21 protein-coding genes and 1 pseudogene are annotated in these 24,344 nt (G+C 71.5%); 14 read left to right on the top strand and 8 right to left on the bottom strand.

Going from position 1 to position 24,344, the window contains the following annotated elements; all coding sequences use genetic code 11:
• Nucleotides 1–145 precede the first annotated feature (145 nt).
• The 5 genes from mptB (at nt 146) to AB5J73_RS26925 (ending at nt 5,591) form a co-directional block, all read left to right on the top strand.
• The gene (gene mptB / locus AB5J73_RS26945; protein ID WP_370973352.1) at nt 146–1,771 is read left to right on the top strand and encodes a polyprenol phosphomannose-dependent alpha 1,6 mannosyltransferase MptB; all 1,626 of its coding nucleotides are present in this window, start codon (nt 146–148) and stop codon (nt 1,769–1,771) included.
• Between the two features lie 6 nt (nt 1,772–1,777).
• Nucleotides 1,778–2,704, top strand: a complete 927-nt coding sequence (locus AB5J73_RS26940) for an ABC transporter ATP-binding protein (protein WP_370961448.1) — start codon at nt 1,778–1,780, stop codon at nt 2,702–2,704.
• Entirely contained in the window at nt 2,701–3,483 is a 783-nt protein-coding gene (locus AB5J73_RS26935; RefSeq protein ID WP_370961447.1) for an ABC transporter permease, read from the top strand. The genes AB5J73_RS26940 and AB5J73_RS26935 overlap by 4 nt, the downstream gene beginning before the upstream one ends.
• A 160-nt stretch (nt 3,484–3,643) precedes the next feature.
• The gene (locus AB5J73_RS26930) at nt 3,644–4,609 is read left to right on the top strand and encodes a heme A synthase (RefSeq protein WP_370961446.1); all 966 of its coding nucleotides are present in this window, start codon (nt 3,644–3,646) and stop codon (nt 4,607–4,609) included.
• 64 nt (nt 4,610–4,673) lie between these two features.
• Nucleotides 4,674–5,591 carry an acyl-CoA desaturase gene (locus AB5J73_RS26925; RefSeq protein ID WP_370961445.1) on the top strand — a complete coding sequence of 306 codons (918 nt, stop codon included), beginning with the start codon at nt 4,674–4,676 and terminating at the stop codon, nt 5,589–5,591.
• Nucleotides 5,592–5,805: 214 nt separating this feature from the next.
• Here the strand turns inward: AB5J73_RS26925 and AB5J73_RS26920 are convergent, their stop codons facing one another.
• Nucleotides 5,806–6,969, bottom strand: coding sequence for a hypothetical protein (locus tag AB5J73_RS26920; RefSeq protein WP_370961444.1), 1,164 nt, complete (start codon nt 6,967–6,969; stop codon nt 5,806–5,808).
• A gap of 101 nt (nt 6,970–7,070) precedes the next feature.
• Between AB5J73_RS26920 and AB5J73_RS26915 the strand changes: the two genes are divergently transcribed.
• Nucleotides 7,071–7,247 carry a hypothetical protein gene (locus tag AB5J73_RS26915; RefSeq protein WP_370961443.1) on the top strand — a complete coding sequence of 59 codons (177 nt, stop codon included), beginning with the start codon at nt 7,071–7,073 and terminating at the stop codon, nt 7,245–7,247.
• On the opposite strand, the gene AB5J73_RS26910 is transcribed toward AB5J73_RS26915, so the two are convergent.
• Both AB5J73_RS26910 and AB5J73_RS26905 read right to left on the bottom strand, forming a co-directional pair.
• Nucleotides 7,248–8,108: a RimK family alpha-L-glutamate ligase gene (locus AB5J73_RS26910; RefSeq protein ID WP_370961442.1), complete on the bottom strand. Its 861-nt coding sequence runs from the start codon at nt 8,106–8,108 to the stop codon at nt 7,248–7,250. It lies immediately after the preceding gene.
• Entirely contained in the window at nt 8,105–8,404 is a 300-nt protein-coding gene (locus AB5J73_RS26905) for a hypothetical protein (RefSeq protein ID WP_370961441.1), read from the bottom strand. The genes AB5J73_RS26910 and AB5J73_RS26905 overlap by 4 nt, the downstream gene beginning before the upstream one ends.
• A 140-nt stretch (nt 8,405–8,544) precedes the next feature.
• Here AB5J73_RS26905 and AB5J73_RS26900 point away from each other — a divergent pair, with 140 nt between their 5' ends.
• Nucleotides 8,545–9,513 carry a quinone oxidoreductase gene (locus AB5J73_RS26900; protein ID WP_370961440.1) on the top strand — a complete coding sequence of 323 codons (969 nt, stop codon included), beginning with the start codon at nt 8,545–8,547 and terminating at the stop codon, nt 9,511–9,513.
• Nucleotides 9,514–9,574: 61 nt separating this feature from the next.
• On the opposite strand, the gene AB5J73_RS26895 is transcribed toward AB5J73_RS26900, so the two are convergent.
• From AB5J73_RS26895 to AB5J73_RS26880, 4 genes are all read right to left on the bottom strand, one after another.
• Nucleotides 9,575–10,141 carry an FKBP-type peptidyl-prolyl cis-trans isomerase gene (locus AB5J73_RS26895; protein ID WP_370961439.1) on the bottom strand — a complete coding sequence of 189 codons (567 nt, stop codon included), beginning with the start codon at nt 10,139–10,141 and terminating at the stop codon, nt 9,575–9,577.
• Between the two features lie 10 nt (nt 10,142–10,151).
• Complete coding sequence (locus AB5J73_RS26890; protein ID WP_370973350.1) at nt 10,152–12,401, bottom strand: ATP-binding domain-containing protein; 2,250 nt, start codon at nt 12,399–12,401, stop codon at nt 10,152–10,154.
• 57 nt (nt 12,402–12,458) lie between these two features.
• The gene (locus AB5J73_RS26885; protein ID WP_370961438.1) at nt 12,459–12,860 is read right to left on the bottom strand and encodes a hypothetical protein; all 402 of its coding nucleotides are present in this window, start codon (nt 12,858–12,860) and stop codon (nt 12,459–12,461) included.
• A gap of 194 nt (nt 12,861–13,054) precedes the next feature.
• Nucleotides 13,055–14,035 carry a heme o synthase gene (locus tag AB5J73_RS26880; protein WP_370961437.1) on the bottom strand — a complete coding sequence of 327 codons (981 nt, stop codon included), beginning with the start codon at nt 14,033–14,035 and terminating at the stop codon, nt 13,055–13,057.
• A 285-nt stretch (nt 14,036–14,320) separates the two neighbouring features.
• Here AB5J73_RS26880 and tkt point away from each other — a divergent pair, with 285 nt between their 5' ends.
• The 6 genes and pseudogenes from tkt (at nt 14,321) to pgl (ending at nt 22,466) form a co-directional block, all read left to right on the top strand.
• Entirely contained in the window at nt 14,321–16,420 is a 2,100-nt protein-coding gene (gene tkt, locus AB5J73_RS26875) for a transketolase (protein ID WP_370961436.1), read from the top strand.
• A 14-nt stretch (nt 16,421–16,434) separates the two neighbouring features.
• Nucleotides 16,435–17,547, top strand: coding sequence for a transaldolase (tal, locus tag AB5J73_RS26870; protein WP_370961435.1), 1,113 nt, complete (start codon nt 16,435–16,437; stop codon nt 17,545–17,547).
• 8 nt (nt 17,548–17,555) lie between these two features.
• Nucleotides 17,556–18,356 (top strand): annotated as a pseudogene (locus AB5J73_RS26865) (glucose-6-phosphate isomerase); the annotation flags it as partial.
• Nucleotides 18,357–19,174: 818 nt separating this feature from the next.
• Nucleotides 19,175–20,698 (top strand): glucose-6-phosphate dehydrogenase, encoded by a 1,524-nt coding sequence (gene zwf / locus AB5J73_RS26860; RefSeq protein ID WP_370961434.1) that lies wholly within the window; start codon nt 19,175–19,177, stop codon nt 20,696–20,698.
• A complete protein-coding gene (opcA, locus tag AB5J73_RS26855) occupies nt 20,695–21,690 on the top strand; it encodes a glucose-6-phosphate dehydrogenase assembly protein OpcA (protein WP_370961433.1) in 996 nt (331 codons plus the stop codon). Before zwf ends, opcA begins: the two co-directional genes overlap by 4 nt.
• Complete coding sequence (gene pgl / locus AB5J73_RS26850) at nt 21,687–22,466, top strand: 6-phosphogluconolactonase (protein WP_370961432.1); 780 nt, start codon at nt 21,687–21,689, stop codon at nt 22,464–22,466. Before opcA ends, pgl begins: the two co-directional genes overlap by 4 nt.
• A 72-nt stretch (nt 22,467–22,538) precedes the next feature.
• On the opposite strand, the gene AB5J73_RS26845 is transcribed toward pgl, so the two are convergent.
• Nucleotides 22,539–23,102 (bottom strand): TetR/AcrR family transcriptional regulator, encoded by a 564-nt coding sequence (locus tag AB5J73_RS26845; protein ID WP_370961431.1) that lies wholly within the window; start codon nt 23,100–23,102, stop codon nt 22,539–22,541.
• Nucleotides 23,103–23,227: 125 nt separating this feature from the next.
• Between AB5J73_RS26845 and AB5J73_RS26840 the strand changes: the two genes are divergently transcribed.
• Nucleotides 23,228–24,298: an FAD-dependent oxidoreductase gene (locus AB5J73_RS26840; protein WP_370961430.1), complete on the top strand. Its 1,071-nt coding sequence runs from the start codon at nt 23,228–23,230 to the stop codon at nt 24,296–24,298.
• Nucleotides 24,299–24,344 lie beyond the last annotated feature (46 nt).

Genomic DNA, 24,344 nt, shown 5'->3' with positions numbered 1-24,344 from the left:
CCGCCTCCGTCTTTTTCACAACACAAGTGTGTCTTATTTCCCCGCGGTCGGCAAAGGCGGGGTGTCCGGCAGTGACCCGACTCACTCCGGGGCGGACCGATACCCTGCATCCGTGGCAGTGGGTGAACAGGATCAGCAGGCGACGGTGATCGCGACCGAACGTGCCCACCCCGTGACGCTTTCGCCCGTCCACCCCCGCGAACCGCTCCCCCTCGAGGCCGACGAGCAGCGCGGGCTGAACGTCGTGCGCCGGTTCGGCACGGTCGGCTCGCTCTTCCTCGCGCTCGGCTCGCTCGGCGCCGGCGCCGCCCCGGTGATCAACCCGGTGCAGGAGATCCCGGTGCTGCGGCTGTTCACCCGGATCCCGACGGTGTCGCTGGCCATCGCCATCTCCGGGATGGGCATCCTGGTGCTGAGCTGGCTGATGCTCGGCCGGTTCGCCCGCCCCGACCGCGCCCGGCTCGCGTCGCAGGGCCAGCTCGCGCGCACCATCGCGCTGTGGGTGCTGCCGCTGCTGGTGATCCCGCCGCTGTTCTCCCGCGACGTCTACAGCTACCTCGCGCAGAGCGAGATCGTGCACCGCGGGATGGACCCGTACGTGCTCGGCCCGGCGCAGGCGCTCGGCGTCGCCGACCCGTACACGTCGGGCGTCTCCAACATGTGGCGCGAGACGCCGGCGCCGTACGGGCCGCTGGTGCTGCGCCTCGGCGGCTGGCTGGCGCCCCTGGCGGGCAACAGCATCGCGGTCGGCGTGCTGCTGCAGCGCGTGCTCGCGCTGGCCGGCGTCGTCCTCATCGTCTGGGCGCTGCCGCGGCTGGCGCGCCGGTTCGGGGTCCAGCCCGCGACCGCGCTGTGGCTCGGCGCGCTGAACCCGCTGCTGATCTTCCACTTCGTCGCCGGCGCCCACAACGACGCGCTCGCGGTCGGCCTGATGCTCGCCGGGCTGGAGGTGGGCATCCGGAAGCTGCCGATCCGGGTGAAGGGCGACACGCCCCCGCCGCTGGCGCGGGGCGAACTGCTCTACATCGGGCTCGGGGTGGCGATCATCACGCTCGGTGTGGCGGTGAAGCTGCCCGCGGTGTTCGCGCTGCCGTTCTTCGCCGTGATGGTCGCGCGGCGCTGGCACGGCCGGCTGAAGGACCTGTTCCTGGCGGGCGCGCCGATGGCCGCGTGGTTCGGCGTCGTGCTGGTCGCCGTCTGCTTCGGCACCGGGCTCGGCTTCGGCTGGTTCGGGGCGACGTTCAACACCCCCGGCCTGGTCCGCTCCTGGATCTCCCCCACCGCCGAGCTGGCCAACCTGTCCGGTGTCCTGGGCATCGCGCTCGGGCTCGGCAACCACACCAGCGCCCTGGTGCCGATCCTCGGGGCGCTCGGCTACCTCGTCGCCGTCGCCATCACCTTCAAGTTCCTGTGGGACAGCTTCAAGTGGCGCTACCGGCCGATCATCGGGCTGGGCGTGTCGCTGGGCGCGGTGATGATCCTGCAGATCAACCTGCAGCCGTGGTACCTGCTGTGGGCGGTGATCCCGCTGGCCGCCGCGGCCGGGACGTCCCGCTTCCGGGTGGCCGCGACGGTGGTCAGCGCGGCGCTGCCGTTCCTGCTCCCGCCCACCGGCAGCACCTTCGACGGCCGCCCGTACGTGCTGCCGTTCGCCTACGTCGCGGCGATCGTCGTCTGCGGCGGCGGGATGCTGATCGTGCGGCGGCTGGCGCCCGTGCTGCTCTCCAGGCCGTCCCCGCGGCTGCCCGCGCGGGCCGACGCCGTATCGTGACCCGATGTGAGTGCCCCCGCCGTCGAGATCACCGGGCTGGTCAAAAGCTACGGCTCCACCCGCGCGGTCGACGGTCTCGACCTGCGGATGGAGCGCGGCGGCCTGCTCGCCCTGCTCGGCCCGAACGGGGCCGGCAAGACCACCACCGTCGAGGTCTGCGAAGGCTTCCTGAAGCCTGACGCGGGCGAGGTGCGCGTGCTCGGCCTCGACCCCGTGCGCGAGTCCGCGGCGCTGCGCCCCCGCGTCGGGATCATGCCCCAGGGCGGCGGCGCGTACCCCGGCGTCCGCGCCGACGAGATGCTGCGCCTGGTGGCTTCCTGCGCGGCGTCCCCGCTGGACCCGGCCTGGCTCCTGGAGACCCTCGGGTTGTCGTCGGTGCGCCGCACCCCGTTCAAGCGCCTCTCCGGCGGCCAGCAGCAGCGGCTGTCACTGGCGTGCGCCCTGATCGGCCGCCCCGAGCTGGTGTTCCTCGACGAGCCGACGGCGGGCATGGACCCGCAAGCGCGCCGCCTGGTGTGGGACCTGCTGGCGGCCCTGCGCCGCGACGGCGTCTCGGTGCTGCTGACCACGCACCTGATGGAGGAGGCGGAGGCGCTGGCCGACACGGTGGTGATCGTCGACCACGGCAAGGTCGTCGTCTCCGGGGCTCCCCAGTCGTTGACGACGGACGAAACCGGCGCGGCCGGGCTGCGCTTCAAGGCCCGCACGAGGCTCGACACGGCGTTGCTGACGGCGGCGCTGCCGGAGGGCTACACGGTCCGCGAGTCGGCGCCCGGGACGTACGTGGTGGTCGGTTCGATCGACCCGCAGGTGGTCTCGACGGTCACGGCGTGGTGCGCGCAGCAGGGCGTGCTGCCCGAGGAGCTGCAGGTGGGCAAGCGAACGCTCGAAGAGGTCTTCCTCGAGCTGACCGGACGGGAGCTGCGGGCATGACTTTCGCTCCTGGGACGTTCACCCCGGCCCCCGGCCGCGGCTCCCTGGGCCGGATGCTGCGGACGCACGCCCGCGTCGAGGCGAGCCTGACGCTGCGCCACGGCGAGCAGGTGCTGCTCACGCTGCTCATCCCGCTGGCGTTGCTGATCGGGTTGTCGCTGCTGGACATCCTGCCCGCGTCGTCGCTGGGCTCGACGTCCAAAGTGGACTGGATCACGCCCCGGATCCTGGCGCTGGCGGTGATGTCGTCGGCGTTCACGGGCCAGGCGATCGCGCTGGGCTTCGACCGGCGCTACGGGGTGCTGAAGCGGCTGTCGGCGACGGCGTTGCCGCGGTGGCTGCTGGTGGCCGGCCGCCTTGCGGCTGCTCTCCTGGTGGTGGCGCTGCAGTCGGTGATCATCGGCGTGGTGGCGGCCTTCCTGGGGTGGTCGCCCTCGCTCTCCGGCCTGTTCTCGGCGGTGCTGCTGCTGGTGCTGGGGACGTTGGCGTTCGGGGCGCTCGGGGTTCTTTTGGGCGGCGCTTTGCGCGCGGAAGCGGTGCTGGCGCTGGCGAACGTGGTGTGGTTCGTGCTGCTACTGGCGGGCGGCATCCTGCTGGCGCCGTCGTCGCTGCCTCCGGGGCTGGCGACGGTCGTCGAGCTGCTCCCTTCGGGAGCCCTGGCGGAGGGCATGCGGGCGGCGTTGGTGGATGGGTCGTTCGCGCCCGGTCCTCTCGCGGTCCTGGCCGTCTGGGCACTGCTGGCGGGCGGGCTGGCCTCGCGGACCACGAAACTCACCTGAGTCCGGCGCAGGTTGTCGTGAGTGTTCAGGGCGGTTCTAACCGCCCTGAACACTCACGAGTCCCGGGGCGCGCGTGACCTAGGTCCCTTGCGGCCGCGGCGCCGTTCTGGGCGCCGGGACCTGCCGAAAGCCGCGTTTCGGTGCGCTCTACCATCGTTGGGTGCCGTTCACCAGCCTCGTCGCCCGTCTGCCGTTTCCGTCCGCCGCCGTGCAGCGGGCCGTCGGGATCGCCGCGGTCCTCGCGCAGGCGCTGATCGGCGTCACCGGGTCCATCGTGCGCGTCACCGGGTCCGGGCTCGGCTGCCCGACCTGGCCGCAGTGCGTCGCCGGCAGCCTCGTGCCGAAGCACGACTCCGGCATCGACGCGCTCAACCAGTGGATCGAGTTCGGCAACCGGCTGCTCACCGGAGTGGTCATCCTGGTCGCCGCCGTCGCCGTCGTCACCGCGTGGCGCGTGCAGATCGACCACCCGGGCCGCAAGCGCCTGGTGAAACTCGCCTGGACGATGCCCGGCGGCGTCGTGCTGCAGGCCGTCGTCGGCGGCCTCACCGTGCTCGCGAAGCTGGAGTGGTGGACGGTCGCGATCCACTTCCTCGCCACGACCCCGCTCGTCTGGCTCGCCGTCCTGCTGCTGCGCGCTTTCCGCGAGGGCGACGAGCCCGCGCGGCCGCTGGTCCCCGCTTCCGGCCGGGGCATCCTGGTCGCGCTCGCCGTCGTGATGTGGCTCGTCCTCGCGGCGGGCACCACGGTCACCGGCGCCGGCCCGCACAGCGGCGACATCAACACCCACCGCCTGAACGCCCCGGTCGAGGCGCTCGCCCAGGTCCACGGCGGACTCCTGGTGCTCTACCTGCTGCTGCTCGCGGTGTTCGGCCTGCAGCTGATGCGCGTCGGCGCGCCGAAGAACCTGTGGCAGCGCTACACGGTGGTCTGGGTCGTCGCGCTCGCGCAGGGCGGTCTCGGTTCGCTGCAGTACGCGCTGGGCGTGCCGGAGGCGATGGTGTCGTTCCACGTCCTCGGCGCGATGGCGGTCATCGTCGCGACGGCGTCCCTGTGGACCGGCAGCCGCGACCGCGGCCCGGCGGTCTCGCTGGAACCGGCTCCGCGCGAACTCGCGGCCGCCTGAGCGCAACGCGGGCTTAACTCCGCGTCGGCGTGCCCGTTTACGCCCGTGGGTTACTGTTCGCGCCATGACCTCGCGCGCCGCCCCGAAGCCGCTGATCTCCCATCGCCGCGGCACGGGCGAGATGATCGTGCTCAAGACGTTCCTGCTCGTGCCGTTCGCGGCGCTGCTCGTCGCGGTCCCGCTGGTCTGGGGCTGGGGCATGACCTGGCTCGACCTGATCCTCGCCGCGGTGTTCTACGTCTTCGCGACCCTGGGCGTGACGGTCGGCTACCACCGCTACTTCACCCACGGCGCGTTCAAGGCCTCGCGCCCACTGCGGGTGGCGCTGGCCATCGCGGGCAGCATGGCCGTCCAGGGTTCGGTGATCTTCTGGGTGGCCAGCCACCGCCGCCACCACGCGTTCGCCGACCGCGAGGGCGACCCGCACTCCCCCTGGCTGTTCGGCACGTCGCCGTCAGCACTGCTGCGCGGCTTCTGGCACGCGCACATGGGCTGGATGTTCGGCCGCGAGGTGACCAACGCGGACCGCTTCGCCCCGGATCTGGTGGCGGACGACGACCTGCGGTGGGTGAACCGGTACTTCTGGCTGTGGATCACGCTGAGCCTGGCCCTGCCGGCGGTCCTGGGCGGGCTGCTTTCGTGGTCGTGGTGGGGCTTCGTGACGGCGTTCTTCTGGGCCGGGCTGGTGCGGATCGCGTTCCTGCACCACGTTTCCTGGTCGGTGAATTCGGTGTGCCACCTGATTGGCGAGCGGCCGTTCGCGAGCCGTGACAAGGCGGCGAACTTCTGGCCGCTGGCGGTGCTTTCGATGGGCGAGTCCTGGCACAACTCGCACCACGCGGACCCGACTTGCGCTCGGCACGGGGTGCTGCGGGGGCAGGTCGATATCTCGGCACGGGTGATCCGGACGTTCGAGCAGCTGGGCTGGGCGACGGACGTGCGGTGGCCGCGGGCGGACCGGCTGGCGGCGAAGCGAGCCTGAGTGCAGGCCCACCGTTCACCCAGGGTAATCTTCTCTCGCGGATCGTGACTCGCACGTCCGAACAAATACATAGAGGGAGAGAGCGCGTGGTGCACCACGACCACGCTGGTGGCGGCGGCGAAGGCGGCGGCAACACCGGCAACTGATCTGGCTCGGCGCCAGGCGCTCTCCAGGGAAGGGAATGAAGCCACGTTGGCGTGATGTGGCTTCGTTTTCACCCCCGCGGCCACCGGAACGCGATCCCGTACTCCTCCCTCGGCTGGCAGCCCCCTTCGAAGGTGTGCTGCACGAACCCGTCGCCGACGTCGAGCGAGCGCGGGTCACCCGCCGCCGGCCGCCGCAGCCGCTCCACTTCGAGCTGCTCGGCGAACCACCAGCAGGTCGCCGGCAAGCACATCTCGTCGAATTTGACCCGGATCGTCAGCCCGCCCGGCGCCACCCCGTGGTGATCGACCTTGACGCTGATCCACCTCCGCTCTTCGTCGAGTTTCCCGTCCAGCGCCTCGGAAACGAACGCATAGGGCTCGTCCAGCCGCAGCTTCCGCCGGAAGCGCAGTCTGGCCAGCACGGGGTCGCCGGGGTCCTCGCCGGGCACCGCGACCAGGCGGCAGTTCCAGAGGGCGACCACGGGCAGCTCGGCCAGGTTCCCGGTCCACCCCGTCTCCGCGTGGACGTCGTACCCGTCGACACCTTCCTTCCGAGCAACGACGTCCCGCTCGGTGATGCGGCGCAACGCCGTCCGCCGGTGCATGACGACCGTGACGAGCATCCGCTCCACGAACACCGGCTGCGCGCCTTCGGACGGCGCGCGAAAGCCGTCCCGGTCTGCGTCGCCGGGCAACGTCCCCGCCATCGCCGATCGCCCGATTTCGACGTAGGGCAGCCAGTCTTCGCCCTTCAGGTGCTCGAGCTTGCCCGCCACGGCGGCGGCGAGCATCTCGAGCGCGCCGGCCCAGGCCTTGTTCATCGGCGTGTTCGACAGCGGTTTCCGGCCCCCGAAAAGACCTCGCACTTCGGCCAGCTGACCGAACCGCTCGCCGAGGGTCGACGCCCAGCCGCTGTCCGGAACGGGCGGCAGCCGGAACGCCGCCAGCAGGACGAAGTGCTCCCGCGGTTCCACCACCGAGCCCAGTTTTCCGATTTCGTCGACGACGAGTCCCCAGATCGCGTACGCGCGCGAATCCGGAGTGGCCGACGGCAGGGAAGCGGTCGGTCCGACGAGGCAGCCGAGCACGGTCGCGGGGCCGCCCGGCGACGATTCGGCCGCGCGCCGGAGCGCTCCGAGCAGGTCTTCGTCCCGGCGCCGGGCCAGCGATCCCAGCGCCGCCTTTTCGGGAAGCCCCGGTAAAGATCGACAATCCGCAGAAAAGTCCGGCAAGCAGAAACACCTCCGCACCACCAAAGATCATTTCCGATCACCGCCCCCGCGCGGCACCCTGAAGACAGGCGTACTAGTACACCATAGAGAGGGGTAGTACAGTGGGCAATGGCGAGCTTTCGCCCGGCCGGGACGATTCCCGAGGCCTGCGGAAATTGATCAAAGCCGGACTCACCGGAATCGGCGGGCTCTATTTGATCACCGGCTCGATCGCCGTGACCTCGATCGGGGCGGTCGTCGCCCTGGTGCTCGCCGTCGTGCAGCGAGCCGCCAGGTGACTACGCCAGCTGCTGCCGCACCGCCGACGCGAAACGCGTCGCCGCGGCCGGGTCCGTCTGGCGGAAGCCCAGTGACGGCTCCGTCAGCTCCAGCTCCAGCAGCAGCGGCTTCCCGTCCGCGCCGCGCACCAGGTCCACCCGCGCGTACAGCAGCTCCGCCCGCAGGATCCCCAGCAACGCCGAAGCCGCGTCCAGGACGTCCTCGGCCAGCGCCACCGCGTCCGCCGGTGGCGAAGCCGCGGCCAGCTCCTCCGACAGGTACAGCCCCGAAGCGTCCATTGTGGAGCCCAGCATCGCACCCTTCGAGAAGGCGTGCGAGTAGATCCCGCCCAGGTAGACCAGAGCCAGCTCGCCCGCGGTGTCCACACTGGACTGGTACGGCTGGATCAGCGCCGTGTGCCCCTCGGCATGCAAGGCGGCCACGTGTGCGGAAGCATCCTCCGCCGCAGAGAACCGGGCCGCGCCGCGAGAACCCGCGCCCACCGACGGCTTCACCACGAAGTCCGACGACGGGAAACGAGCCTCGTCGCCGGGCGCGACCAGCGCAGTGGGCACCACGGCCAGGCCCGCGTCGAGCAGCTCGCCCAGGTACGACTTGTCCGTGTTCCACCGGACGACATCCGCGGAGTTCAGCAGCGAAGGCACCGATTCGCACCACGCCAGGAACTCCGGGCGCCGGGACGCGTAGTCCCACGTCGCGCGCAGGATCACCGCGTCCGCCGACGAGAAGTCGAACGAAGAGTCCCACGGTGCCCACGACACCGAGAAGCCCAGCGCGGACAGCGCCGGCACCACGGCGTCGTCGTCGCCGTCACCCGAAGGAAGCTCCGAACAGCTGACCAGGACCGCGGTGGGGCTCACCGGCCCGCCATCTTGCGGCGGTGCTCCGGACCGATCTTCGCCTGGTTCACCGTCTCCGCGTCCCAGGCAGCGGCTTCGAGGTCCTCGACGGCCTCGATCAGCGCCTCGCCGGTCTCGACCGAGGGGACCACGACGTCGCCGAGTGCGCCGTCGGTGCCGACGAGCACGACGCGGGCGCCCGCCCGGCCGATGTTCTCCACCACCGCGCGGGACGGCTTGCCGTGCGCCTTCACGAACTTGCGTGCCGCGCTCAGCTGCGACGACGTGGGGGCCACGGTCTCAGAAGTTTCAGCCACGTCCCCGACGATACAGCGGAGCGAAGCTCCTCCTTTGAGGGCGGTGGCGGGGAGGAAGGTGGAGCAACAACCCGCCGGAACGCGGAACAGCGTGGCGTCGGCCATAGTTGCACCGGGAGAACCCGACCCGAGGAGGACGCATGCCCACCGCAGTGCAGGTGACGAAGACCGGCGGCCCGGAAGTGCTCGAACCGGCCGAAGTGGACGTCGCGGCCCCGCAGGCCGGCGAGCTGCTGGTCGACGTCGCCGCGGCCGGGGTGAACTACATCGACACCTACCAGCGCCAGGGCATCTACCCGATGGAGCTGCCGTTCGTGCTCGGCCTCGAAGGTGCCGGCACGGTCGTCGAGGCGGGTGCCGGCACGGGCTTCGCGGCCGGGGACCGCGTCGCTTGGCAGGGGTCGATCGGCAGCTACGCGGCCCGCAAGCTCGTGCCGGCGTCGGTGGCCGTCCGGGTGCCCGAGGGTGTTTCCCTCGAGACCGCCGCCGCGACCATGCTGCAGGGCATCACCGCGCACTACCTCGTCGCCTCGACCTTCGAGGTCAAGGCGGGCCACGTCGTGCTGGTGCACGCGGCCGCCGGCGGCGTCGGACTGCTGCTGGTCCAGCTGGCGAAGGCGCGCGGGGCCCGGGTCATCGGCACGGTGTCGACCGAGGAGAAGGAGAAGCTCGCCCGCGAGGCCGGTGCCGACGAGGTGATCCGCTACGACCGCGACGACTTCGCCAAGATCACCCGCGAGCTGACCGGCGGGGAGGGTGTCGACGTCGTCTACGACGGCGTGGGCAAGGACACCGTGGACGGCAGCCTCGCCAGCCTCAAGGTCCGCGGCCTGCTGGCGCTGTTCGGCGCCTCCAGCGGCCCGGTCCCGCCGCTGGACCCGCAGCGCCTCAACTCCGGCGGCTCGCTGTACCTGACCCGCCCGACGTCGGTGCACTACACGCGCACGCGCGAGGAGATCGACTGGCGCTCGAAGGAGCTGTTCGACGCGATCCTCGCGGGCGAGCTGACCGTCCGGATCGGCGGCAAGTACCCCCTCGCCGACGCCCGCAAGGCCCACGAGGACCTCCAAGCCCGGCGCACCACCGGCAAGCTCCTGCTCATCCCCTGACCGCACTTTCACGTGAAAGTGCCCACCTGGAGGCGGCACTTTCACGTGAAAGTGCCGCCTTTCAGCCCTGGTTGGCGGGCACCGTGACGGCGTCGGTGACGAAGACCAGCGTCTCGTTCGGCTTGATGCCGCGGCCGCCCTCGCCGTAGGCCAGGTCGGGCGGGATGATCAGGAGGCGGCGGCCGCCCTGCTTGATGCCGGCCAGGCCCTGGTCCCAGCCCGGGATGACCTCGCCCGCTCCCAGGTTCAGGTCGAACGTCTCGCCGCGGTCGTAGGAGTTGTCCAGGACCTTCTTGTCCGACCACGTCACCAGCAGGTAGTTCATCTTGAGCTGCTGGCCGGCCTTGGCCGGGCCGCCGGTGCCCTCGGACAGGTCCTTGGTGATCAGCTTCTTCGGCGGGTCGCAGTCGTCCGGGATGGTGATTTCGGGCTTTTCGCCGAACTTCCCCGTCGTCTTGATGTCGTCCGCGGTGCACTCGCGGCCCTTGCTCCGGGTCGCCTGGGCGGCGTCGGACGAGGGGACGGCCGGGCCCGCCGGGGCCGCCGTTTCGGTCTTGGCGTCCTGGCCGCACGCGGCCAGGGACAGCGCCGCCGCGGCGACGACCACGAACTTCCCGATCTTCTGCATGCGAGGCACCCTAGCCAAGCACGGAGAGTGCCGGTACCTCGTCACCGGTCCGGACCACGCCGAGCCGCCGGGTCGCGCGCGTCAGGGCCACGTACAGGTCGTTGAGCCCGCGCGGCGAGCCCGCCACGACCTCGTCCGGCGCCACCAGCACCACCGAGTCGAACTCCAGCCCCTTCGACCGCTCGACGGTCAGCACGCTCAGCCGTTCGTCCGGCGCCCCGAGCAGCTCCGAGACCTCGTCGAGCCGGGACGCGGGCACCAGTACCGCGACCGTGCCACCGTCCACAGCGGACAATTCGGCCGCCACCAGTTCCGGCAGCGCAGACGCCGGCGACGCCGGGCGCACCGACCACGGCGGCACCCCAGTCTCCCGCACCGACGACGGCACCGCCAGCTCCGGCGAAATCTCCGCGAGCACCCGCGCGGCCACGGCCATGATCTCGGCCGGCGTCCGGTAGTTCACGGTCAGCTCTTCCAGCCGCCACCGGTCCGCGACGTACGGCGAGAGCACCTCGCCCCACGACCGCGCCCCGCCCGCCGCGCCGGTCTGGGCGACGTCGCCGACCAGCGTCATCGAGCGGTTGGGCGAGCGGCGCATGAGCAGCCGCCAGTCCATCGCCGAGAGCTCCTGGGCCTCGTCGACGATCACGTGCCCGAACGTCCAGGTCCGGTCCTGCGCCGCCCGCTGGGCCGCGGTCAGCTCGCTGCGCGCGACCTGGCGCTCGGCGAACAGCTCGGCGTCGAGGACGTCGGAGACGCGCAGCAGCTCCTCGTCGATGATCTCTTCGTCCTGCTCGAGGATGTCGAGCACGCCCTCGGCGTACGCGCGGTCCTCGCGCTCACGGCGCTTGCGCTCGACGCGGGCCTCGGTGTCGTCGACGCCGATCAGCTCGGCCAGCTCGTCGAGCAGCGGCACGTCGGCGGGCGTCCACTTCGCGTCGCGGCCGCTCTCCAGCAGGGCGCGGTCCTCGGCGGACAGCAGCTTCCGGGCCGCGCTCGAGAGCCGTTCGCGGTCGGCGAACAGGTCGTCGAGCACGCCTTCCGGGGTCAGCACCGGCCACAGCGAGTCGATCGCCGCCGCGACGGTTTGGTCCGCGGCGAGCTCGGCCCGGATGTCGGCCAGGTCCTGCCCGTCGAGCAGGTCCTCCCCCAGCTTCCGCGCGGCCTGCCGGGTCAGCGCGTCGAGGACGTCGGAGACGAACAGGCGCCGCGCCGGGTTGTGCGGGCGGCGCGAGCGGCGGGCCCGGGTCCGGGCGTCGGCGCACGTCTTGCGGTCCAGCCGCAGCACGTCGTGCTCGTACTCGATCTCCAGCACCGGCTCCGGCACGCGCTGGCGGTCGCGGACGGCGTTGGCGAGCACGTCGGCCAGCACCAGCCGGCCCTTGACCTCGGCCGTCTCGCGGGATTCGACGCCGTCGGCGTCCAGGCCCGGGTAGAGCTGCCCGATGGTGGCGAGCAGCACGCCGGTCTCGCCGAGCGACGGCAGGACCTGGCCGATGTAGCGCAGGAATGTGCTGTTCGGCCCGACGACCAGCACGCCGCGGGTGGTGAGCTGCTGCCGGTGCGTGTAGAGGAGGTAGGCCGCGCGGTGCAGGGCGACGGCGGTCTTGCCGGTGCCCGGCCCGCCCTGCACGACCATGACCCCGCCCAGCGGCGCGCGGATGATGCGGTCCTGCTCGGCCTGGATGGTCGCGACGATGTCGCTCATCTCACCCGTGCGCCGCTGCTCCAGCGCTGCCAGCAGCGCGGCTTCGCCGGCCAGCCCGAGGTCCTGGCCCTGGTCGGCGGCGGTGAGGTCGAGGACCTCGTCGTCGAACCCGGTGACCTTGCGGGTCAGCGACCGCAGGTGCCGCCGCCGGCGCACCCCTTCGGGCGACGCCGCGGTGGCGAGGTAGAACGGCCGCGCGACCGGCGCCCGCCAGTCGACGAGCAGCGGCTTGTAGTCGTCGTCCTCGTCGAACAGCCCGAGCCGGCCGATGTAGGTGGTCTCTTCGGCGCTCTCGGGGACGAAGTCGAGCCGGCCGAAGGCCAGGCCCTGCTCGACGGAGCCGAGCTGGGCGAGCCGGTCGGTGTACGTGGTGGTCGCGACGTCGCGTTCGGTGCGGGCCTGCGGGGTGCCGCCGGTCTGGCGCAGCGTCTCGTCGAGGCGGCGCTGGGCGTCGGCGCGCTCGGCGTCGAGCTTCGCGAAGAGGGTGGTGACGTACGCCTGCTCGCGGGCGAGCTCGGCGGAGAAGCCGTCCGAAGACGAGGACAAGAGGATCCTGCTTTCGCCTCAAGGAAAAAGAGCCGAATCAGTCTAACGGCCGCCGCGGCGCGATCATTCCGCGCCGAGGGCGCAGTACGGGAAGACCTCACCGCCGGGCGGGAGAGCGCCGGGCAGGTCCCGCTCGCCCGGCGCGCACGACACGCCCGGCGGCGGCAGCTGCTCGCCGCCGGCGAGGCGCCCGGCCGCGTCGCGCACGAGCACCGCGCCACCCCGGCTGGTCAGCGCGCGGCAGTTGGCCGAGCGGTAGCGGACACCGCCCGGCACGGCGGTGGCGGTGACCGGGGTGAAGCCGCCCAGCGCTTCGGGCGCGAGCCAGATCACCGGGCCGACCACGGGCCGGTCGAGGACGACGCCGACCCGCTGCCCCGGCGTGAGCAGCGGCACTTCGACGGTCCGGGAACCGGCGGTCACGGGGATCCGGTACGCCGCGAGGGTGCCGGTGTTCTCGAGCACCGCGACACCCGGTCCCTGCTCGGTGACGCGGACGGCGCCCCCGTCGGGGGCCGGGCCCGGGAGCGCGGTGATCCGGGACGGGATGGCGCACCCGCCGGTGAGCAGGGACTCGTCCAGGGCGGGCAGCTTGCCGCGGCCGAGGAGGACGAGCAGGCCCAGGACGACGACCGCGGCGACCGCGGTCCCGATCCGTCTCAGAACGGCAGGCCGAGGGTGGGCAGGCCGATCGCCGAGTCGACGGCCAGCGCGACGAACACGATCATCAGGTACGTGTTCGAGCGGTGGAACAGCGCCATCGGCTTGGTCTCTTCCCCGCGCCGCACCGCGGCCTGCAGGCTGTGCGCGTAGAAGAGGAACCAGCCGCCGGCGAGGATCGCGAAGGTGCCGTACAGCCACGACGTCACCGGGAGCAGCAGCAGCGTCCACGCCACCATCACCCACGAGTAGATGACGATCTGGCGGGCGACGTGCTGGGCGGTGGCGACCACCGGCAGCATCGGGACGCCGGCGCGCTCGTAGTCGTCGCGGTACTTCATGCCCAGCGCCCAGGTGTGCGGCGGCGTCCAGAAGAAGATGACGCCGAACATCACGAACGCCGGCCACTGCACGGTGCCGGTGACGGCGGCCCAGCCGATCACGACCGGCATGCAGCCGGCCGCGCCGCCCCAGACCACGTTCTGCGACGTGCGCCGCTTGAGGCCGAGCGTGTAGACGAAGATGTAGAAGAGGATCGTCGCGACCGCGAGGATCGCCGACAGCAGGTTCACCGTGAGGTACAGCACGGCGGCCGAGGCGACCCCCATGACCAGGCCGAAGACCAGCGCGCCGCGGCGGGGCACCGAGTCCTTCACCAGCGGGCGGCGCTTCGTGCGGTTCATCACCTTGTCGATGTCCGCGTCGATCACGCAGTTGAGCGCGTTCGCGCTGCCCGCGGCCATCGTCCCGCCGACCAGCGTGGCCAGCACCAGCCACGGCGAGGGGATCTGACGGCCGGCGAGGAACATCGCCGGGATGGTGGTGACCAGGAGGAGCTCGATCACCCGCGGCTTCGCCAGCGCGGCGTAGGCGCCGACGACCCGGCGGATGCTTCGCCGGTCACCGTGCGGTCGTTCACCGGTCGGGTGCACGGCGCTGGTGTCTTCACTGCGTCCGTGCGCAGCGTTCACCAACGACATTTCACTCCCTGCGTCAGGTTCGGGCGGGTCCGGTGCCGGAAGGCCGTGGTGGAACGCCGGTCTGAACCCTCGAACGATGTTAGACGTGGTGAATCCCGTGGGTGATCGCGGGTCCTCGACCGGCCGAAGCACTAGGCTGGCCGCGACGGGCCGCGATTGCCCCTGCGCATGGCCGCGAGCAGGAATATCGTCCCTTCGGGATCGATTGAGATAGGTAGCCGTGCGCACGGGTAACCGGAACGAGGAAGACCAGCCGCAACCATCATGACCGGGAGTTGGAGTTCAGTGTCCGAAACCGCCACTACCAGCGAGAACAACCCACTCCTCCGGCGCAACACGCCCGCCGACTGGACCGACGCCGACACCCGCGCCGTGGACACCGTCCGGGTGCTCGCGGCCGACGCGGTCGAAAACTGTGGCAGCGGCCACCCCGGCACCGCCATGAGCCTGGCGCCGCTGGCCTACACGCTCTTCCAGCGCACGCTGCGTCACGACCCGGCGGACCAGAACTGGCCGGGCCGCGACCGCTTCGTGCTCTCCGCGGGCCACTCGAGCCTCACCCTCTACATCCAGCTGTTCCTCGCCGGCTACGGCCTCGAGCTCGAGGACCTCAAGCAGCTGCGCAAGTGGGGCTCCAAGACCCCGGGGCACCCGGAGTACCGCCACACCGACGGCGTCGAGACCACCACCGGCCCGCTCGGGCAGGGCCTGGCGAACGCCGTGGGCATGGCGATGGCGGCCCGCCGCGAGCGCGGCCTGCTGGACCCGGACACCGCGCCCGGCGAGAGCATCTTCGACCACCACATCTTCGTGATCGCCTCCGACGGCGACATCGAAGAGGGCGTCACCTCCGAGGCCTCGTCCATCGCGGGCCGCCAGGAGCTGGGCAACCTCATCGTCTTCTGGGACGACAACAAGATCTCGATCGAGGACGACACCAACATCGCGCTGTCCGAGGACACCGTCGCGCGCTACGAGGCCTACGGGTGGCACACCCAGGTCGTCGAGGGCGGCGAAGACGTCGTCGCGATCGAGGAGGCCATCAAGGCCGCCAAGGCCGAGACCGGCCGCCCGTCGTTCATCGCGCTGCGGACCGTCATCGGCTACCCGGCCCCGAAGAAGATGGGCACCGGCAAGGCGCACGGCGCCGCGCTGGGCGCCGAAGAGGTCGCCGGGGTCAAGAAGATCCTGGGCTTCGACCCGGAGCAGTCGTTCCAGGTCGAGGACGAGGTGCTCAAGCACACCCGCCAGGCGCTCGACCGCGGCAAGAGCGAGCACGCCGAGTGGACGAAGAAGTTCGAGGCGTGGGGCGCCGCGAACCCGGAGCGCAAGAAGCTGGCGGACCGGCTCTCGACCCGCACGCTGCCCGAGGGCTTCGCCGACAACCTCCCGAAGTGGGAGCCGGACGCCAAGGGCATCGCCACCCGCAAGGCCTCCGGTGAGGTGCTCAACGCCCTCGCCGAGCCGCTGCCGGAGCTGTGGGGCGGCTCGGCCGACCTGGCCGAGAGCAACAACACCACGATGAAGGGCGCCGACTCGTTCGGTCCCGAGAAGGCCGCCACCGAGATGTGGCAGGCCACCCCGTACGGCCGGACGCTGCACTTCGGCGTCCGCGAGCACGCCATGGGCTCGATCCTCAACGGGATCGCGCTGCACGGCGGCACCCGCCCGTACGGCGCGACGTTCCTCATCTTCTCCGACTACATGCGCCCGCCGGTCCGGCTGGCCGCGCTGATGAAGGCGCCGGTCACCTACGTGTGGACGCACGACTCGATCGGCCTCGGCGAGGACGGCCCGACGCACCAGCCGATCGAGCAGCTCTCCGCGCTGCGCGCGATCCCGGGCCTCAACGTCGTCCGCCCGGCGGACGCCAACGAGACCGCGTACGCCTGGAAGGCCGTGCTGGAGGACATCCACCACCCGTCCGGCCTGGCGCTCACCCGCCAGAACGTGCCGGTGCTCGAGGGCACCAGCGCCGAGGGCGTCGCCAAGGGCGGGTACGTCCTGGCCGACTCCGACGGGACGCCGGACGTGGTGCTCATCGCCACCGGTTCCGAGGTCCAGCTCGCCGTCGAGGCGAAGAAGACCCTCGAGGCCGACGGCGTCCAGGCGCGCGTCGTCTCGATGCCGTGCGTCGAGTGGTTCGACGCGCAGGACAAGGAGTACCGCGACTCGGTCATCCCGCCGTCGGTGAAGGCCCGCGTGTCCGTCGAGGCGGGCATCGCCCAGTCGTGGCACCGCTTCACCGGTGACGCCGGGGTGAACGTTTCGATCGAGCACTTCGGCGCCTCCGCCGATGCCGCCACACTGTTCCGTGAGTTCGGGTTCACCGCGGAAGCAGTCGTCGACGCGGCCCGCCGCTCGATCGCCAACACCAAGAACTGAAGGGGATGACAGTAATGAGCACCGACAAGCTCGCCGCGCTGTCCGACGCCGGCGTATCGATCTGGCTCGACGACCTTTCGCGCGAACGCCTGAACACCGGCAACCTCGCCGGCCTGATCCGCGACAAGCACGTCGTCGGCGTCACGACCAACCCGACGATCTTCGCCAACGCGATGTCCAAGGGTGACGCCTACGACGAGCGGACGCGCGAGCTCGCCGCCCAGAACGCCGACGTCGAGGCCACCATCCGCGACCTGACGACGACCGACGTGCGCAACGCCGCCGACCTGTTCCGCGAGGTCTACAACGCCACGGACGGCGTCGACGGCCGCGTCTCGATCGAGGTCGACCCGCGCCTGGCCAAGGACACCGAGAAGACGGTGGCCGAGGCGAAGGACCTGTGGAAGACCGTCGACCGGCCGAACGTGCTGATCAAGATCCCGGCCACCGAAGAGGGCCTGCCGGCGATCACCGCCACGCTCGCCGAGGGCATCAGCGTCAACGTCACGCTGATCTTCTCCGTCGAGCGGTACAAGAAGGTCATCGAGGCCTACTTCGCCGGCCTGGAGCAGGCGAAGGCCAACGGCCACGACCTGCGCGGCATCCACTCGGTGGCGTCGTTCTTCGTCTCCCGCGTGGACACCGAGATCGACAAGCGCCTGGACGCCATCGGCACCGACGAGGCCAAGGCCCTGCGCGGCAAGGCCGCCGTCGCCAACGCCCGGCTCGCCTACGCGGCCTTCGAGGAGCTGTTCGCCTCCGACCGCTGGCAGGCCCTCGCGGCCGACGGCGCCCACGCGCAGCGCCCGCTGTGGGCTTCGACCGGGGTGAAGAACCCGGACTACTCGCCGACGCTCTACGTCGACGACCTGGTGGTCAAGGACACCGTCAACACCATGCCGGAGAAGACCCTGGACGCCGTCGCGGAGCATGCTGACCTCAAGGGCGACCAGGTCACCGGGCGCGGCGCCGAAGCGCAGGAGGTCTTCGACGAGCTCGAGGCCGTCGGCATCGACATCACCGACGTGTTCCTGGTGCTGGAGAACGAAGGCGTCGAGAAGTTCGAGAAGTCCTGGACCGAGCTTCTGGAGACCGTGAACGGGCAGCTCGAGCAGGCGAAGGGCTGAAGCACGACATGACGACAGGGGAAAAGACCGGCGTCGAGATCGTGGACGCCGCACTGGCGGAGCGCGCCGCGCCGCTGGCCGACCGGCTGGTCGCCGACCGGGCCGCGTCGAAGCTGGCGGCGCAGGACGCGACGCTCTGGGGCCCGGACGCCGAGCCCGAGGCGTCGATCCGGCTGTCGTGGACGACGCTGCACAAGTCGTCGCGGCCGCTGATCGGCGAGATCGACGCGCTGCGGACCGAGCTGCGGTCCGAGGGCGTCGACCGCGTCGTGCTGGCCGGCATGGGCGGCTCGTCGCTGGCACCCGAGGTGATCACCGCGACCGACGGCGTCCCGCTGACCGTCCTCGACACCACCGACCCCGGCCAGGTCGCCGACGCGCTCGCCGGCGACCTCGAGCGCACGGTGATCGTGGTGTCGTCGAAGTCGGGCGGCACCGTCGAAACCGACAGCCACCGGCGGATCTTCGCGAAGGCCTTCACCGACGCGGGCATCGACGCGGCGCGGCGGATCGTGGTCGTCACCGACCCGGGCTCGCCGTTCCAGGAACTGTCCGAAAAGGAGGGTTACCGCAAGGTCTTCCTCGCCGACCCGCACGTCGGCGGCCGCTACTCGGCGCTGACCGCGTTCGGGCTCGTCCCGGCCGGGCTCGCCGGCGCGGACGTCGCCCGGCTGCTCGACCAGGCCGCTTCGGTGGCCGAAGAGCTCGCCGCGGACGACGCGGCCAACCCGGCGGTCAAGCTGGCCGCCGCGTGGGCCGCCGCGCACGAGGCGGGCGCGGAGAAGGTCGTGCTGGCCGACACCGGCTCCGGCATCAAGGGCTTCCCGGACTGGGCGGAGCAGCTGATCGCCGAGTCCACCGGCAAGCAGGGCACCGGCCTGCTGCCGGTCGCGGTCGAGGGTGCGGAGGCGGCCGGCTTCGCCGACGCCAAGACCGACGCCACCCCCACCGCGGTCGGCGCCCCGCAGGGTGCGGCGAAGATCTCCGTGACCGGCTCGCTGGGCGCGCAGTTCCTGCTCTGGGAGTTCGCCACGGCGCTGGCCGGCCGGCTGCTCGGGATCAACCCGTTCGACCAGCCCGACGTCGAGGCGGCCAAGAAGGCGGCCCGCGCGTTGCTGGACGACCCGGAGAAGCTGAAGGGCGGCGAGGAACCGGCCACTGTGGACGGTCCGGTCGAGATCTTCGGCAGCGACGGGGTTTCCACCGACGGCAGCCTCACCGACGTTCTACGCGCGTTCTTCGCTTCGGCGCCGGACGCGGGCTACATCGCGGTGCAGGCCTACCTCGACCGCCTCGACGACGCCTCGACCGAGCTGCTGCGCGGCGAGATCGCCAAGGGCACCGGGAAGCAGACGACGTTCGGCTGGGGCCCGCGGTTCCTGCACTCCACCGGCCAGTACCACAAGGGCGGGCACCAGAACGGCGTGTTCCTGCAGCTGACCGGCGCCGTCGAGCAGGACCTCGACGTGCCGGACCGGCCCTACACGCTGGGCCAGCTGCAGCACGCGCAGGCCCTCGGCGACGGGCAGGTCCTCGCCGAGCACGGCCGCCCGGTGCTGCGCCTGCACCTGACCGACCGGGCCGCGGGTCTCGCGGCGGTCGTCCGCGCGGTACAGGAGGTCGGCGCATGACGTGGAGCAACCCCCTTCGCGATCCGCGGGACAAGCGGCTCCCCCGGATCGCCGGGCCCTCCAGCCTGGTGATCTTCGGTGTCACCGGCGACCTGGCCCGCAAGAAGCTGATGCCCGCCATCTACGACCTGGCCAACCGCGGCCTGCTGCCCGCGGGCTTCTCGCTCGTCGGGTTCGCCCGCCGCGACTGGGAGCACCAGGACTTCGGCGAGCTCGTGCACGACTCGGTCAAGGAGCACGCGCGGACGCCGTTCAAGGAGTCGGTGTGGAACCGGCTCGCCGAAGGCATCCGCTTCGTGCAGGGCACCTTCGACGACGACGACGCGTTCGACCGGCTCGCGCAGACGGTGAAGGACCTCGACCAGGAACGCGGCACCGGCGGCAACACCGCGTTCTACCTGTCGATCCCGCCGAGCGCGTTCCCGGTGGTGACCAAGCAGCTGGCCCGCTCCGGGCTGGCGAACGCCGACGAAAAGACGTGGCGGCGCGTGGTCATCGAGAAGCCCTTCGGGCACGACCTGAAGAGCGCCGAAGAGCTGAACGCCATCGTCAACGACGTCTTCCCCGAGGAGTCGGTGTTCCGCATCGACCACTACCTCGGCAAGGAGACGGTGCAGAACATCCTGGCACTGCGCTTCGCGAACCAGCTGTTCGAGCCGATCTGGAACGCCAACTTCGTCGACCACGTGCAGATCACCATGGCCGAGGACATCGGCCTCGGCGGCCGCGCGGGGTACTACGACGGCATCGGCGCCGCCCGGGACGTCATCCAGAACCACCTGCTGCAGCTGCTGGCCTTCACCGCGATGGAGGAGCCGCTGTCGTTCGAGCCGCGGGCCCTGCGCGCGGAGAAGATCAAGGTGCTTTCGGGCACCAAGCCGCTCGGGCCGCTGAACAAGACGAGCGCGCGCGGCCAGTACGCGGGTGGCTGGCAGGGCGGCACGAAGGTGCCGGGCCTGCTGCAGGAAGAGGGCTTCGCGAAGGACTCGAAGACCGAGACCTACGCCGCGGTGACCCTCGAGGTGCAGAACCGCCGCTGGGCCGGGGTGCCGTTCTACCTGCGCACCGGCAAGCGGCTCGGCCGCCGCGTCACCGAGATCGCCGTCGTGTTCAAGCGGGCGCCGCACCTGCCGTTCGACTCGACGTCGACCGAGGAGCTGGGGCAGAACGCGCTGGTCATCCGGGTCCAGCCGGACGAGGGCATCACGCTGCGGTTCGGCTCGAAGGTACCGGGGACCACGATGGAGGTCCGCGACGTCACGATGGACTTCGGCTACGGGCACGCGTTCACCGAGTCCTCCCCCGAGGCCTACGAGCGCCTGATCCTCGACGTCCTGCTCGGCGAGCCGTCGCTGTTCCCGGTGAACGAAGAGGTCGAGCTGTCCTGGAAGATCCTGGACCCGATCCTCGAGCACTGGGCCAAGGAAGGGTCGCCGGAGCAGTACCCGCCGGGTACCTGGGGCCCGCCGTCCGCCGACGAAATGCTGGAGCGCACCGGCCGGAAATGGAGGCGCCCGTGATCATCGACCTGCCGTCCACCACGACGTCGGCCCTGAACAAGAAGCTGGTGGAGATCCGCGAACAGGGCGGGCAGGTCGCGCTCGGGCGCGTCCTGACGCTGGTGATCGTGGCCGACGACGACGCCAAGCTCGAAGAGGCGATCGAAGCCGCCAACGGCGCGAGCCGGGAGCACCCGTCGCGGGTGATCGTGGTGGCCAAGGGCGCCCGCACCGCGGCCCCGCGCATCGACGGCCAGATCCGCGTCGGCGGCGACGCCGGCGCGAGCGAGGTCATCGTGCTGCGGCTCTACGGCCCGCTGGCCGCGCAGGGCCAGAGCGCGGTGGTGCCGCTGCTGCTGCCGGACGCGCCGATCGTCTGCTGGTGGCCGGGCGCCGGCCCGAAGGACCCGGCGAACGACCCGCTCGGTCAGCTGGCGCAGCGCCGGATCACCGACTCCGCCGCGGAGAAGAGCCCGGTCCGGGCCCTGACGACGCGCGCGAAGGCGTACACCGCGGGCGACACCGACCTGGCGTGGACCCGGCTGACCCGCTGGCGGGCGCAGCTGGTGTCGGCGCTGGACCTCCCGCCGTTCGAGAAGATCACCGGCGCGACGGTGACCGGCGAGGCCGACTCGCCGTCCACCGAGCTGCTCGCCGGCTGGCTGGCGGAGTACCTGAAGGCGCCGGTGAAGCGCGTGAAGAGCGCGGGCGCGGCCGGGATCATCTCGGTGACCCTGGACCGCCGGTCCGGCCCGGTGGAGCTGCACCGCCCGGACGGCCGCGTCGGCACGCTGACCCAGCCGGGCCAGCCGACCCGCCGCATCGCCCTCCAGCGCCGCAACAACCAGGACTGCCTGATCGAGGAGCTCCGCCGGCTCGACCCGGACGAGATCTACGAGGCGGCCCTGCACGGCCTCGGCAAGATCGCGACGGGCACGAACGGCAAGACGGGAGCCCCGCCGAAGGCCGACGTCACATCCCCTGCCGCCGCCGCGGCCGGTGCCAAGAAATGAGCAAGACGGAAGTAGTCGTCTACGCGAACCAGGACCTGCTGGCGGCCGCGGCGGCCGCCCGGCTGGTCACGCGGCTGGTGGACGTCCAGGCGGCCAAGGGCACGGCGTCCCTGGTGCTGACCGGCGGCGGAACGGGCATCGCGGTGCTGTCGGAGCTGCAGGCTTCGTCGGCCCGCGACGCGATCGACTGGTCCCGCCTGGACATCTACTGGGGCGACGAGCGGTTCGTCCCGGCGGATTCGGACGAGCGGAACGAGAAGCAGGCCCGCGAGGCGCTGCTGGACCACGTCCCGCTGGACCCGAAGCGCGTCCACGCGATCGCCGCGTCGGACGGCGAGTTCGGCGACGACCCCGACGCCGCCGCCGCGTCGTACGCCTCGGTGCTGGCGGACAACGCGGGCCCGGAGGACCACGGCGACGTGCCGACGTTCGACATCATGCTGCTGGGCTTGGGCGGCGAGGGCCACACGGCCTCGGTGTTCCCGGAGTCCCCGGCGGTGTACGAGACCGAGCGTCCGGTGGTGGCGGTGCGCAGCTGCCCGAAGCCCCCGCCGACCCGCGTGTCGCTGACGCTCCCGGCCATCCGCCGCGCCCGTGACGTGTGGCTGCTGACGGCCGGCGAAGCGAAGGCGGACGCGGTCGCGCTGGCTTTGTCGGGTGCCGGGGAGGTCCAGCTGCCGGTGGCCGGGGCCCGCGGGCACCGGCGGACGCTGTGGCTGCTGGACCGCGCCGCGGCGGGGAAGCTGACGAAGGTCTACCAGCCACCCACGGCCTAGCTTCCGGTGGTTCGTGAAGGCCACCTCGAGGAACTTGAAGTTCCTCGAGGTGGCCTTCACGTGTTTCCGGGCTCATTCCGTGCGCCAGCCGCGCTCCAGGCAGCCGAAGATCTCCTCCGCGGCCCAGCGCGGGTTTTCGTGGACCGTGATCAGGTCGCGGGAGGCCAGCGCGAACCTCGCCAGCGCCGCGGACCGCACGTCGCCTGCCGGGGCGCCCGACTCCTCCGCGATCGCCTGGGCCAGCGCCGTCTCGTGGCGCATCCACATGCGCCTGCCGTACTCGCGCAGCGCCGGGGTGCTCTCGATCAGGCGCAGGAACTCCTCGTCCGGGCCGCCGTCGGAGACGTCTCGCAGGATGTGCTTGCGCAGCGCGTCCACGATCGTGTGGCCCGGCGGGCGGCCGTGGACCGCGGCGACCAGGGCCGCCTCGATGTCGTCGTCCTGGTCGAACAGCAGCGCTTCCTTGCTGGGGAAGTACTTGAACAACGTCGTCACCGAGACGTCGGCCGCGTCCGCGACCTCCTTCACCCCGACCTCGTCGTAGCCGCGTTCGAGGAACAGCTTCAGCGCGGCGTCGGCCAGTGCCTGCCGCGTCTGCGCCTTCTTGCGCTCGCGGCGCCCGATCACTTCGGTCATGCCGCCAGCCTACGTGATGGTGGACTCACTTCAAAAGTTGAGTCGTTGCACTTTTTGAGTCACTGTGCTTTTCTGGCTTCAGGCCGCCGGACCAGCCGGGGGCACCGAACTTCCAGGGGGAAGTCATGAACTCCATCGCCATCGTCGGCGCCGGCCTGGGCGGCCTCGCCTGTGCCCGCGTCCTGCAGCTCCACGGCCTCGACGTCACCGTCTTCGAACAAGAAGCGTCGGCCGAGGCCCGCCCCCAAGGCGGCACGCTCGACATGCACGGCGACACCGGCCAGGTCGCCCTCCGCACCGCCGGCCTGCACGAGCGGTTCCGCGAACTGGCCCGGCCCGAGGGCCAGCAGATGCGCGCCCTCGACCCGCACACCGCCCAAGTCGTCATCGACGAAACCCCCGAGGGCGACTTCCGCCCCGAAATCGACCGCGGCCAGCTCCGCGGCCTCCTCCTCGATTCACTCGCGCCGGGCACCGTCCGGTGGGGACAGGCGATCACCGGCGTCACCGGCGCCCGGCTGACGTTCAGGAACGGCGACACCCGGGACTTCGGCCTGGTCGTCGGCGCGGACGGCGCCTGGTCCCGCGTCCGCCAGGCCCTGACCGGCGTCCGGCCGGTCTACAGCGGGGTCACGTTCGTCGAGTTCGGCCACGCCGCCTCCTCGGACCTCGCGGCGCTGACCGGCCGGGGCACGATGGTGACCAAGACGGGCGGGCGCGCCCTCTTCGCGCAGCGCACGAGCAACGGCGACGTCCGCTGCTACGCCGTGTTCTACGCCCCCGAGGACTGGCACGCCGGCCTCGACTTCGCCGACACCGCCGCCGTGCGCGCGAACCTGCTCGAACGCTACGCCGGCTGGCACCCGGACGTGCTCCGGTTCCTCGCCGACGTCGACTGCGGGTTCACCCACCGGCCGCTGCACGTCCTGCCGGTCCCCCACGCGTGGACGCACACGCCGGGCGTCACCCTGCTCGGCGACGCGGCCCACCTGATGCCGCCGCTCGGGGTCGGCGCGAACCTCGCCCTCCTCGACGGCACCGAGCTCGCGACCGCGCTGGCGACGGCGCCGAGCGTGGACGAGGCGGTCATGGCGTACGAGGCCGGGATGCTGCCGCGGTCGATCGAAACGGCGAAGGCGTGCGAGAGCGGTCTCGACGACCTGCTCAGCGACGACCTCAACTCGATGGCGGCCTGAAGAACTACCGCCGGGCGGCCACACGTGGGTAACATGATTCCCACGA

Source organism: Amycolatopsis sp. cg9, assembly GCF_041346945.1.
Classification (GTDB): Bacteria; Actinomycetota; Actinomycetes; order Mycobacteriales; family Pseudonocardiaceae; genus Amycolatopsis.
This window is presented reverse-complemented; position numbering and strand designations above follow the sequence as displayed.